The sequence below is a fragment of the Enterobacter sp. RIT637 genome (genome assembly GCF_019718755.1).
Taxonomy (GTDB): domain Bacteria; phylum Pseudomonadota; class Gammaproteobacteria; order Enterobacterales; family Enterobacteriaceae; genus Enterobacter.
The window spans coordinates 141,286-153,385 of the sequence record NZ_JAIHAZ010000003.1 but is presented as its reverse complement, the minus strand read 5'-3'; the positions used below and the strand labels follow the sequence as shown (position 1 = coordinate 153,385).

Genomic DNA, 12,100 nt, shown 5'->3' with positions numbered 1-12,100 from the left:
AAAAGTATGACACCAGGCGGACAAGCTCAAATCGGTAATGTCGATCTCGTTAAACAACTTAACAGCGCGGCAGTTTATCGCCTGATTGACTCACACGGGCCAATCTCTCGAATTCAGATAGCCGAACAAAGCCAGCTTGCTCCCGCCAGCGTAACAAAAATTACGCGTCAGCTTATTGAGCGCGGTCTGATCAAAGAAGTCGATCAGCAGGCCTCCACCGGGGGCCGCCGCGCCATCTCCATTGTTACCGAAACCCGCAATTTCCAGGCGATTGGCGTGCGTCTTGGGCGTCATGACACCACCCTTACGCTTTACGATCTGAGCAGTAAAGCCATTGCTGAAGAGCACTATCCGCTTCCGGAGCGCACCCAGGAGACGCTGGAACACGCGCTGCTGAACACCATCGCGCACTTTATTGAGAGCTGTCAGCGCAAGATCCGCGAGCTTATCGCTATCTCAGTGATCCTACCCGGCCTTGTCGACCCGGAAAGCGGCGTAATTCGTTACATGCCGCATATCCAGGTCGAGAACTGGGGGCTGGTCGACGCGCTGGAAAAGCGCTTTAAAGTCACCTGCTTTGTGGGTCACGATATTCGCTCGCTGGCGCTGGCTGAGCACTACTTTGGTGCGAGCCAGGACTGCGAAGACTCTATTCTGGTGCGCGTACACCGGGGGACGGGCGCAGGCATTATCTCCAATGGTCGCATTTTTATCGGTCGCAACGGCAACGTCGGCGAGATTGGTCATATTCAGGTTGACCCTCTTGGCGAACGCTGCCACTGCGGAAACTTTGGCTGCCTTGAAACGGTTGCCGCTAACGCCGCCATCGAACACCGCGTTCGCCATCTGCTGGAACAGGGTTATCAAAGCCGTGTCACGCTGAACGACTGTAAGATTGGCGCCATCTGCAAAGCCGCCAATAAAGGCGATGCGCTGGCCTGCGAAGTGATCGAGCAGGTTGGACGCCATCTTGGCAAAACCATCGCCATTGCCATCAACCTGTTTAACCCGCAAAAAGTCGTGATTGCCGGGGAAATCGTCGAAGCCGAAAAAGTCTTACTGCCCGCCATTGAAGGTTGCATCAATACCCAGGCGCTGAAAGCGTTTCGTCAGAATTTACCGGTCGTGCGGTCTACGCTGGATCACCGCTCTGCGATTGGCGCGTTTGCTCTTGTAAAACGCGCCATGCTTAACGGGATCCTGCTCCAGCATTTGCTGGAAAGTTGATCGGGACTTATAGTAACGCCTTCTTTTTTTGATGTCGGATTGTCCATGACCATTAAGAATGTAATTTGTGATATCGACGGCGTGCTGATGCACGACAACGTTGCCGTGCCGGGTGCTGCGGAGTTTCTTCACCGCATCATCGACAAAGGAATGCCACTGGTTCTTCTCACGAACTACCCTTCCCAAACCGGTCAGGATCTGGCAAACCGCTTTGCCACGGCGGGCGTCAACGTGCCGGACAGCGTGTTTTATACCTCCGCGATGGCGACCGCTGATTTTCTAAAGCGTCAGGAAGGAAAAAAGGCCTATGTCGTCGGTGAAGGCGCGCTGATCCACGAGCTGTATAAAGCAGGCTTTACCATTACCGATGTGAACCCGGACTTTGTGATTGTCGGCGAAACGCGCTCCTTTAACTGGGAAATGATGCATAAAGCTGCGTACTTTGTCGCCAGCGGCGCGCGCTTTATCGCCACCAACCCGGATACGCACGGCCGCGGTTTTTATCCGGCCTGCGGCGCGCTGTGCGCCGGTATCGAAAAAATCTCCGGTCGTCAGCCGTTTGTGGTCGGTAAACCGAGTCCGTGGATCATTCGTGCCGCGCTGAACAAGATGCAGGCCCACTCCGAAGAAACCGTGATTGTCGGCGATAACCTGCGCACCGATATTCTGGCCGGTTTCCAGGCGGGTCTTGAGACCATCCTGGTGCTCTCTGGCGTCTCTCAACTTGATGACATTGACGCGATGCCGTTCCGGCCAAGCTGGATTTACCCCTCCGTCGATGAAATCGACATTATCTGATACCAAACCACGCCTCTGGGCGTGGTTTTTCATTTCTGGCTCGCAAAACCGAAGCGCCATCTAATAAAAAACGCTATCTATTAAATAATCTTCAATAAAAGCGCGCCAGGCGTACGCTTTTTTCAACATTCAGCAATCACCATTGCGTTATTTGCGTTTTCCCCGGTAAAACGCTTGCACGCCCTCACCCTTTGCGGCATTTTCATAAGCAAGCAACATTACAAAGCAACAGGGTTAACGGAGAAGGTTATGTGTTCAATTTTTGGCGTACTGGATATTAAAACTGACGCAGGCGAACTGCGTAAAAAAGCACTCGAACTGTCCCGCCTGATGCGCCATCGCGGCCCGGACTGGTCAGGCGTTTACGCCAGCGATAAAGCGATTCTGGCTCACGAACGTCTGTCTATTGTTGACGTCAACGCCGGTGCACAGCCGCTGTATAACGAGAAAAAAACGCACGCGCTGGCTGTCAACGGTGAAATCTACAACCACCAGGCGCTGCGCGCCGAATACGGCGACCGCTACGCGTTCCAGACCGGTTCCGACTGTGAAGTGATCCTGGCGCTCTATCAGGAAAAAGGCCCCGAGTTCCTGGACGACCTGCAGGGCATGTTTGCCTTCGCGCTGTACGACAGTGAAAAAGACGCATACCTGATTGGCCGTGACCATATCGGCATTATCCCGCTGTACATGGGTCACGATGAGCACGGTAACTTCTACGTTGCCTCTGAAATGAAAGCCCTGGTCCCGGTCTGCCGCACCATCAAAGAATTCCCGGCGGGCAGCTACCTGTGGAGCAAAGACGGCGAAATCCGCCCGTACTACCAGCGCGACTGGTTCGATTACGATGCGGTAAAAGATAACGTCACCGATAAAGCCGAGCTGCGTCAGGCGCTGGAAGATTCCGTAAAAAGCCACCTGATGTCAGACGTGCCTTACGGCGTACTGCTCTCCGGCGGCCTGGACTCCTCCGTGATCTCCGCGATCACCAAAAAATTCGCGGCCCGTCGCGTGGAAGATCAGGAACGTTCTGAAGCCTGGTGGCCGCAGCTGCACTCCTTCGCTGTGGGCCTGGAAGGGGCTCCTGACCTGAAAGCCGCGCAGGAAGTGGCGAACCACCTCGGCACCGTGCACCATGAAATTCATTTCACCGTGCAGGAAGGTCTGGATGCGATCCGCGATGTGATTTATCACATTGAAACCTATGACGTGACCACCATCCGCGCCTCAACGCCGATGTACCTGATGTCGCGTAAGATCAAAGCGATGGGCATCAAGATGGTGCTCTCCGGTGAAGGTTCTGACGAAGTGTTTGGCGGCTACCTGTACTTCCACAAAGCGCCAAACGCCAAAGAGCTGCACGAAGAGACCGTACGTAAGCTTCAGGCGCTGCATATGTTTGACTGTGCGCGTGCCAACAAAGCGATGTCCGCCTGGGGCGTGGAGGCGCGCGTGCCGTTCCTGGATAAGAAATTCCTCGATGTCGCGATGCGCATCAACCCACAGGACAAGATGTGCGGCAACGGCAAGATGGAAAAACATATCCTGCGTGAATGTTTTGAATCCTACCTGCCGGCGAGCGTGGCATGGCGTCAGAAAGAGCAGTTCTCTGATGGCGTAGGCTATAGCTGGATCGACACCCTGAAAGAGGTCGCGGCGAAACAGGTTTCTGACCAACAACTGGAAACCGCAAGCTTCCGCTTCCCGTACAACACGCCGGGCTCGAAAGAGGCCTATCTGTACCGTGAAATTTTTGAAGAGCTGTTCCCGGTGCCGAGTGCTGCGGAGTGCGTACCGGGTGGCCCGTCCGTCGCCTGCTCGTCTGCCAAAGCGATTGAATGGGATGAATCGTTCAAATCTATGAACGATCCATCAGGACGCGCGGTAGGCGTTCACCAGTCAGCCTACAAATAATCACTCAGATCGCAATCAGGCCCCTCAGGGGCCTGATTTTTTTGCCTCGCATTTCACCGTCTAAATCTGATTAATAACCAATAATTGCCGAATATTCGGTCACGCTGTTCGCAACCTAACCAAACAGTCACATTCCGGCTATTTTCGTTGAAAAAGGTGTTGACGCTGCAAGGGTCTATACGCATAATGCGCCCCGCAACGCCGATAAGGTAACGCGAAAAAAGATGGCTACGTAGCTCAGTTGGTTAGAGCACATCACTCATAATGATGGGGTCACAGGTTCGAATCCCGTCGTAGCCACCATCTTTTTTGCGGGAGTGGCGAAATTGGTAGACGCACCAGATTTAGGTTCTGGCGCCGCAAGGTGTGCGAGTTCAAGTCTCGCCTCCCGCACCATTCCCAGGTAAGCGTTGCACGGATGGGGTATCGCCAAGCGGTAAGGCACCGGTTTTTGATACCGGCATTCCCTGGTTCGAATCCAGGTACCCCAGCCATACTTCTTCGATTTTGCGGTTCTCCGCGGTATTGGGGTATCGCCAAGCGGTAAGGCACCGGTTTTTGATACCGGCATTCCCTGGTTCGAATCCAGGTACCCCAGCCATCGAAGATTGCAGTACTGGCTACGTAGCTCAGTTGGTTAGAGCACATCACTCATAATGATGGGGTCACAGGTTCGAATCCCGTCGTAGCCACCAAATTAGTCATCTGTCGAATTATTCGATAGACTAGAAAAAATTGTTGGGGTATCGCCAAGCGGTAAGGCTCTGGTTTCTGATACCAGCATTCCGAGGTTCGAATCCTCGTACCCCAGCCAATTTAAAAAAGTCGTTAAGCAGTTTGTTTAACGCAATTGGGGTGTCGCCAAGCGGTAAGGCTCTGGTTTCTGATACCAGCATTCCGGGGTTCGAATCCCTGCACCCCAGCCACTTAAGTAACAAAAAAGCCCGCTCTGCGGGCTTTTTTGTTTTTGTTGTTAGTATTGTGCGGCCTGATCCCCTCACCCTGACCCTCTCCCACTGGGAGAGGGAAAAAGGATTAGAGCCCGAGCGCGTATTTTAGCGCCTGGCGTTTCAGACCACCGGCACGCTCCGCTGCCATCAATCCAATGTTACGCAAAATGCGCACCGGCCCCAGGTCGTTGCTGAACCCGGCATAGAACAGATCCATCCCCGACTGCATGATGAAGTTATCCGCCATGCGCCGCGTCTGGTAACGCTTCAGGATCTGATGGCTGGCCCAGTTTTCCGTGTGCCCGCGTGCGCTGCCCAGCACATCCAGTAACGCATCGACGTCACGATAGCCCAGATTCACCCCCTGCCCGGCCAGAGGGTGAATAGTGTGCGCAGCATCGCCCACCAGCGCCAGCCCTTCACGGGCATACTGTAAAGCGTGACGGCGCGTGAGGGGAAACGCCCCGGCAGCGACCGGCGTAACGTTGCCCAGACGGCTTGGGAAGTGCAGGCGGATTTCCCGCTGCAATTGTTCCATTGAAAGCCCCTGCAGCTGGCGAATGCGCGCCGGTTTGTCGTACCACACCAGCGACGCCCAGTGATCAAACAGCGGTAAAAACGCGTGCGGGCCGTTCGGGGTGAAGTGCTGCCAGGTGCTCTCGCCGGGCGCATTTTCACACTCGACGGTAATCAGCATGCAGGATTGCTGATACTGCCAGGCATGAACGCCAATGCCCGCCATTTGCCTGACCTGCGAATTGGCACCATCCGCCCCCACCACCAGCTCCACGGCCAGCTCATCGCCGTTATCCAGCGTCAGCACATATCCACCCGGTTGATGATGCAACGCCTTGAGGGAATCAGGAACGCGCAGCGTCACCTTCGGATGCGCCTCAAGCGCCTGCCAGAGCGCCAGCTGGAGCACGTTGTTTTCCACCATATAACCCAGGCGCGGTAGCTTCAGCTCGGCGGCATCAAACGCGACGTGGGCATTTTCCCACTCCCAGGTTTCAAGGCGGCTGTACGGATGGGCGCGCATCGCCAGCACCGCCTCCCAGACGCCCAGCCCGCGCAGCAGATCGACAGACGCCGCGCTGATCGCGGAAATGCGCACATCCGGTTTGCTGGCGGGATCGAAGGCTGGCGGAGCAGCCTGTTCAATTACCGTTACGTCAAATCCCTGTTGCGCCAGCCCCAGCGCCAGCGCGCCGCCGACCATACCGCCGCCGACAACGGCAACTTCGGTGTGTAGGAGTGTCATGGTCAATTTTCCTTATTGGAGAATCCCTTAAGTTTACCGGATTTTTGTGGTCTTGAGGCCCACAACCTTCATACTGGTCACAACCCCACCAAAGCATTACAATACGCGGCTTGCAATCCTGAGCTGAGCAAGTCGATGACTAAAAAACTCCATATAAAAACCTGGGGCTGTCAGATGAACGAATACGATTCATCCAAGATGGCCGATCTGCTGGACACCACCCACGGATACCAGCTGACTCAAAATGCGAAAGAAGCCGATGTGCTGCTGCTGAACACTTGTTCGATTCGTGAAAAAGCGCAGGAAAAAGTCTTTCACGTGTTAGGCCGCTGGAAGCTTCTCAAGCGTAAAAATCCGGACCTGATTATCGGCGTGGGCGGCTGCGTCGCGTCGCAGGAAGGTAAGCTGATCCGCCAGAGAGCGCCGTATGTGGATATTGTCTTTGGCCCACAGACCCTGCACCGCCTGCCTGAAATGATCAATAAGGTTCGCGGCAACCGTAGCCCGGTCGTTGACGTCAGCTTCCCGGAGATCGAAAAGTTTGACCGGCTGCCAGAGCCGCGCGCCGATGGCCCGACCGCCTTCGTCTCCATCATGGAAGGCTGCAACAAATACTGTACTTACTGCGTGGTGCCCTACACCCGTGGTGAAGAAGTCAGCCGTCCGGCTGACGATATTCTGTTTGAAATCGCCCAGCTTGCCGCGCAGGGCGTACGCGAAGTGAACCTGCTGGGCCAGAACGTTAACGCCTGGCGCGGTGAGAACTACGACGGCACCACCGGCAGCTTTGCCGAGCTGCTGCGTCTGGTGGCTGCGATTGACGGTATTGACCGCATTCGCTTTACCACCAGCCATCCGATGGAATTCACCGACGACATCATTGACGTTTATCGCGACACACCTGAGCTGGTGAGCTTCCTGCACCTGCCGATTCAGTGTGGCTCTGACCGCGTGCTGAACCTGATGGGCCGTCCACATACGGTGCTGGAGTATAAATCCACCATTCGTAAGCTGCTTGCCGCGCGTCCGGATATCCAGATCAGCTCCGACTTTATCGTCGGCTTCCCAGGCGAAACCACCGATGACTTCGAGCGCACCATGAAGCTCATCGGTGAAGTGAATTTTGACGTCAGCTACAGCTTCATCTTCTCTGCGCGTCCGGGAACACCGGCCGCAGATATGGTTGACGATGTGCCGGAAGAAGAGAAAAAGCAGCGTCTGTATATTCTGCAGGAGCGCATTAACCAGCAGGCCAACGCCTGGAGCCGCCGCATGCTCGGGACCGTTCAGCGCATTCTGGTGGAAGGTACCTCGCGCAAGAGCATCATGGAACTGTCCGGTCGTACCGAAAACAACCGCGTGGTGAACTTTGAGGGCACCCCGGATATGATCGGTAAATTTGTGGACGTCGAAATTGTCGACGTGCTGACCAACTCGCTGCGCGCGAAGCTGGTACGCACCGAAGACGAAATGGGCCTGCGAATTGCTGAATCTCCGGAATCCGTTATCTCTCGCACCCGCAAAGTCAACGATTCTGGCGTGGGCATTTACCAGCCGTAATCCTTCAGGCCTGCCTTTCCGGCAGGCCTTGTATTTCCTCTCGTCGTCCCAATATGCATAGCAATGCTTGCGCCTTTAATCTAAGGCGTGAATACTTTCGGTAATGACAGTTTTATGTCGCCAGGCCTACAAAACACTCAAAGAGGAACGGTTTGAATATAGACACGCGTGAAATTAGCCTTGAGCCCGCAGACAACGCTCGCCTGCTGAGCCTGTGCGGGCCGTTTGATGACAACATCAAACAACTGGAACGACGTCTGGGTATCGAAATCAATCGTCGCGATAACCATTTCAAACTCACCGGACGCCCTATCTGCGTCAACGCGGCTGCGGATATTCTGCGCAGCCTGTATGTCGATACCGCCCCAATGCGCGGCGAGATTCAGGACATCGAACCGGAACAAATTCACCTCGCCATTAAAGAGGCACGCGTGCTTGAGCAAAGCGCGGAAAGCGTGCCGGACTACGGCAAGGCGATCAACATCAAGACTAAACGCGGCGTCATCAAGCCACGTACGCCGAACCAGGCGCAGTACATCGCCAATATTCTCGACCACGACATCACCTTCGGCGTGGGCCCGGCAGGTACGGGTAAAACCTATCTCGCCGTTGCCGCTGCGGTAGATGCACTTGAGCGTCAGGATATCCGTCGTATTCTGCTGACCCGCCCTGCCGTAGAAGCGGGTGAAAAACTGGGCTTTCTGCCGGGCGATTTAAGTCAGAAAGTGGACCCCTACCTGCGTCCGCTTTATGACGCGCTGTTCGAGATGTTAGGCTTTGAGAAAGTTGAAAAGCTGATTGAGCGTAACGTGATTGAAGTTGCGCCATTGGCCTACATGCGCGGTCGTACGCTTAACGATGCGTTCATCATTCTCGATGAGAGCCAGAACACCACCATCGAACAGATGAAGATGTTCCTGACGCGAATCGGCTTTAACTCAAAAGCGGTTATCACCGGTGATGTCACCCAGATCGACCTGCCGCGCAGCACCAAATCCGGCCTGCGCCACGCTATTGAAGTGCTGTCCGAGGTCGATGAAATCAGCTTTAACTTCTTCCACAGTGAAGACGTCGTTCGCCACCCGGTGGTCGCGCGCATCGTTAACGCCTATGAAGCCTGGGAAGAGGCGGATCAAAAACGCAGGGCCGAACAGGCTGCGGAACGTAAGCGCGAAGCGCAGGAGCAAGAACAGAAATGAGTCAGGTGATCCTCGATTTACAGCTGGCCTGTGAAGACAATTCCGGCATGCCAGATGAGGCACAGTTTCAGAAATGGCTGGATGCGGTTATCCCCCAGTTTCAGGAAGAATCAGAAGTCACGATTCGCCTGGTGGATGAAGCAGAAAGCCATGAGCTTAACCTGACCTACCGCGGGAAAGATAAGCCGACCAACGTGCTCTCTTTCCCGTTCGAAGCGCCGCCGGGCATCGAGATGCCACTGCTGGGTGATTTGATCATCTGCCGTCAGGTGGTTGAGCAGGAAGCCAAAGAGCAGCAAAAGCCGCTCGACGCCCACTGGGCGCATATGGTGGTACACGGCAGCCTGCACCTGCTGGGCTACGACCACATTGAAGATGACGAAGCGGAAGAGATGGAGTCCCTCGAGACAGAGATAATGCTTGCTCTGGGCTATGAGGATCCGTACATTGCCGAGAAAGAATAGTCGGTCTAGCGCCTGACTAACATGCCGCCGCGTAAGGACATAGCGCGGCGGTAAACATTGAACTCACAAGAGAACCCTTAACAAACGCCATGAGCGACGACAATTCACACAGTAGCGACACGACAAACAGTAAAAAGGGATTTTTCTCCCTCATTCTGAACCAGCTTTTCCACGGCGAACCCAAAAACCGTGATGAACTGCTGGAGCTGATTCGTGATTCCGGGCAGAACGACCTTATCGACGAAGATACGCGCGAAATGCTCGAAGGGGTTATGGACATCGCCGACCAGCGCGTCCGCGACATCATGATCCCCCGCTCGCAGATGATCACCCTGAAACGCAACCAGACGCTGGACGAGTGCCTCGATGTGATCATCGAATCGGCCCACTCGCGTTTCCCGGTCATCAGCGAAGACAAAGATCACATCGAAGGGATTTTGATGGCGAAAGATCTGCTGCCGTTTATGCGCAGCGATGCCGAAGCCTTCAGCATGGAAAAAGTGTTACGCCAGGCCGTGGTTGTGCCGGAAAGTAAACGTGTGGATCGGATGCTGAAAGAGTTTCGCTCTCAGCGTTACCACATGGCGATTGTTATTGATGAATTCGGCGGCGTTTCCGGTCTGGTCACGATCGAGGATATTCTTGAGCTGATCGTGGGTGAAATCGAAGACGAGTATGACGAAGAAGAAGATATCGACTTCCGTCAGCTTAGCCGCCACACCTGGACCGTGCGCGCACTGGCCTCCATCGAGGACTTCAACGACGCCTTCGGCACTCACTTCAGCGATGAAGAAGTTGATACCATTGGCGGGCTGGTGATGCAGGCCTTTGGTCATCTTCCGGCGCGCGGTGAGACCGTTGACATCGACGGTTACCAATTCAAAGTCGCTATGGCCGACAGCCGACGTATTATTCAGGTTCACGTCAGAACGCCGGACGACTCACCGGTGCCAAAACTGGAAGATTAATCTAAATGGCATTTGCCCCATTACTTGAACGCCAGCGCGTCCGTTTGCTGCTGGCGCTGTTGCTCGGAGCCAGCGGTACGCTGGCTTTTTCTCCTTACGACATCTGGCCCGCGGCCATTCTCTCCCTGATGGGGCTTCAGGGTTTAACCCTGAATCGGCGTCCGGTACAGGCTGCCGCTATCGGCTATGTCTGGGGGCTGGGGCTGTTCGGCTCCGGCATCAACTGGGTCTACGTCAGTATCGCGCAGTTCGGCGGCATGCCGGGGCCGGTTAACGTCTTCCTGGTCGTTCTGCTCGCCGCCTATCTCTCGCTCTATACCGGACTGTTCGCAGGCATTCTTTCTCGCCTGTGGCCTAAAACCACCTGGCTGCGCGTCGCGATTGCCGCGCCGGTTGTCTGGCAAATTACCGAGTTCCTGCGCGGCTGGGTGCTGACCGGCTTCCCGTGGCTGCAGTTCGGCTACAGCCAGATTGACGGCCCGCTGAAGGGCCTGGCGCCGGTGATGGGCGTTGAGGCCATCAACTTCCTGTTGATGGTGGTGAGCGGCCTGCTGGTGCTGGCGCTGGTCACGCGCTGCTGGAAACCGCTGGCTGTGGCGCTGGTGCTCTTCGCTCTGCCCTTCCCGCTGCGCTATATCCAGTGGTTCACGCCTGAGCCCGAACGCGCCATGCAGGTCTCCATGGTGCAGGGCGATATCCCGCAGTCGATGAAGTGGGACGAGAAAGAGCTGCTGAATACGCTGAAGATTTACGCCAATGCCACCGAGGAGGTGATGGGTAAATCGCAGCTGATCATCTGGCCGGAATCCGCCATTCCCGATCTGGAAATTAACCAGCAGCCGTTCCTGAACATGATGAACGATCTGCTGGTAGCGCGAGGCAGCACGCTGATTACCGGCATTGTTGATGCACGCCTGAATCAGCAAAACCGCTACGACACCTACAACACCATCATTACGCTCGGCAAAGACAGCGAATACAGCTATCAATCCACTGACCGGTACAACAAGAACCACCTGGTGCCGTTTGGTGAATTTGTCCCGCTGGAATCGATTCTTCGCCCGCTGGCACCGTTCTTTGACCTGCCGATGTCCTCCTTCAGCCGCGGCCCGTACGTTCAGCCCCAGCTGCACGCACACGGCCTCGCCCTGACGGCGGCCATCTGCTACGAGATTATCCTCGGGGAGCAGGTGCGCGATAACTTCCGCCCGGACACCGACTATCTGCTGACCATCTCCAACGATGCGTGGTTTGGTAAGTCCATCGGCCCATGGCAGCACTTCCAGATGGCGCGCATGCGTTCCCTGGAGCTGGCGCGTCCGCTGTTGCGCAGCACCAACAACGGCATCACCGCTGTGATTGGTCCGCAGGGTGAAATTCAGGCGATGATCCCACAGTTCACCCGCGAAGTGCTGACTGCTAAAGTCACACCAACCACTGGGCTGACGCCGTACGCGCGTACCGGCAACTGGCCGCTGTGGATTTTGACGGTGCTGTTCGGCTTTGGCGCGGTGCTGATGAGTCTGCGTCAGCGTCGTAAATAACTTTACCTTCTGTTGCCGGGTGGCGCTAACGCTTACCCGGCATACATTTTGCTCCCGTAGGTCGGGTAAGGCGTAGCCGCCACCCGACAATACCCTCCAAACACCAATTCTGGCACGCCTATTGCTTTGTTTATTCACGCAAACGCAGTTTGGCTTAACGTGCAACCTTGTCGCACCAGCGTAGATCATCGGTAGCACCGAAAAGGTGCAACGAG

General features: G+C 55.5%; 9 protein-coding genes and 7 tRNA genes. 15 read left to right on the top strand and 1 reads right to left on the bottom strand.

Annotation, left to right across the window (positions count from 1 at the left end; genetic code table 11):
* The first annotated feature begins 6 nt into the window (after positions 1 to 6).
* From K5E19_RS07635 to K5E19_RS07590, 10 genes are all read left to right on the top strand, one after another.
* Positions 7 to 1,227 carry an N-acetylglucosamine repressor gene (locus K5E19_RS07635; RefSeq protein ID WP_221550668.1) on the top strand — a complete coding sequence of 407 codons (1,221 nt, stop codon included), beginning with the start codon at positions 7 to 9 and terminating at the stop codon, positions 1,225 to 1,227.
* A gap of 45 nt (positions 1,228 to 1,272) precedes the next feature.
* The gene (nagD, locus tag K5E19_RS07630; protein WP_010428628.1) at positions 1,273 to 2,025 is read left to right on the top strand and encodes a ribonucleotide monophosphatase NagD; all 753 of its coding nucleotides are present in this window, start codon (positions 1,273 to 1,275) and stop codon (positions 2,023 to 2,025) included.
* 249 nt (positions 2,026 to 2,274) lie between these two features.
* The gene (gene asnB / locus K5E19_RS07625) at positions 2,275 to 3,939 is read left to right on the top strand and encodes an asparagine synthase B (RefSeq protein WP_021242994.1); all 1,665 of its coding nucleotides are present in this window, start codon (positions 2,275 to 2,277) and stop codon (positions 3,937 to 3,939) included.
* A 226-nt stretch (positions 3,940 to 4,165) separates the two neighbouring features.
* Positions 4,166 to 4,242, top strand: a tRNA-Met gene (locus tag K5E19_RS07620).
* An 8-nt stretch (positions 4,243 to 4,250) separates the two neighbouring features.
* A tRNA-Leu gene (locus tag K5E19_RS07615) sits at positions 4,251 to 4,335 on the top strand.
* Positions 4,336 to 4,358: 23 nt separating this feature from the next.
* Positions 4,359 to 4,433: transfer RNA gene (locus K5E19_RS07610), tRNA-Gln, on the top strand.
* Between the two features lie 32 nt (positions 4,434 to 4,465).
* A tRNA-Gln gene (locus tag K5E19_RS07605) sits at positions 4,466 to 4,540 on the top strand.
* Positions 4,541 to 4,557: 17 nt separating this feature from the next.
* Positions 4,558 to 4,634 (top strand) — tRNA-Met (locus tag K5E19_RS07600).
* Positions 4,635 to 4,678: 44 nt separating this feature from the next.
* Positions 4,679 to 4,753: transfer RNA gene (locus K5E19_RS07595), tRNA-Gln, on the top strand.
* A 37-nt stretch (positions 4,754 to 4,790) separates the two neighbouring features.
* A tRNA-Gln gene (locus K5E19_RS07590) sits at positions 4,791 to 4,865 on the top strand.
* A 109-nt stretch (positions 4,866 to 4,974) separates the two neighbouring features.
* Here K5E19_RS07590 and ubiF read toward each other — a convergent pair.
* Positions 4,975 to 6,150, bottom strand: coding sequence for a 3-demethoxyubiquinol 3-hydroxylase (ubiF, locus tag K5E19_RS07585; protein WP_221550666.1), 1,176 nt, complete (start codon positions 6,148 to 6,150; stop codon positions 4,975 to 4,977).
* A gap of 135 nt (positions 6,151 to 6,285) precedes the next feature.
* Here ubiF and miaB point away from each other — a divergent pair, with 135 nt between their 5' ends.
* The 5 genes from miaB (at position 6,286) to lnt (ending at position 11,885) form a co-directional block, all read left to right on the top strand.
* Positions 6,286 to 7,710 (top strand): tRNA (N6-isopentenyl adenosine(37)-C2)-methylthiotransferase MiaB, encoded by a 1,425-nt coding sequence (gene miaB / locus K5E19_RS07580; protein ID WP_221550665.1) that lies wholly within the window; start codon positions 6,286 to 6,288, stop codon positions 7,708 to 7,710.
* Positions 7,711 to 7,862: 152 nt separating this feature from the next.
* Positions 7,863 to 8,909 (top strand): PhoH family protein, encoded by a 1,047-nt coding sequence (locus K5E19_RS07575; RefSeq protein ID WP_221550664.1) that lies wholly within the window; start codon positions 7,863 to 7,865, stop codon positions 8,907 to 8,909.
* Complete coding sequence (gene ybeY, locus K5E19_RS07570; RefSeq protein ID WP_010428616.1) at positions 8,906 to 9,373, top strand: rRNA maturation RNase YbeY; 468 nt, start codon at positions 8,906 to 8,908, stop codon at positions 9,371 to 9,373. The genes K5E19_RS07575 and ybeY overlap by 4 nt, the downstream gene beginning before the upstream one ends.
* Positions 9,374 to 9,462: 89 nt before the next feature.
* A complete protein-coding gene (gene corC / locus K5E19_RS07565; RefSeq protein ID WP_010428614.1) occupies positions 9,463 to 10,341 on the top strand; it encodes a CNNM family magnesium/cobalt transport protein CorC in 879 nt (292 codons plus the stop codon).
* Positions 10,342 to 10,346: 5 nt separating this feature from the next.
* Complete coding sequence (gene lnt / locus K5E19_RS07560) at positions 10,347 to 11,885, top strand: apolipoprotein N-acyltransferase (protein ID WP_221550663.1); 1,539 nt, start codon at positions 10,347 to 10,349, stop codon at positions 11,883 to 11,885.
* Positions 11,886 to 12,100: the final 215 nt, after the last annotated feature.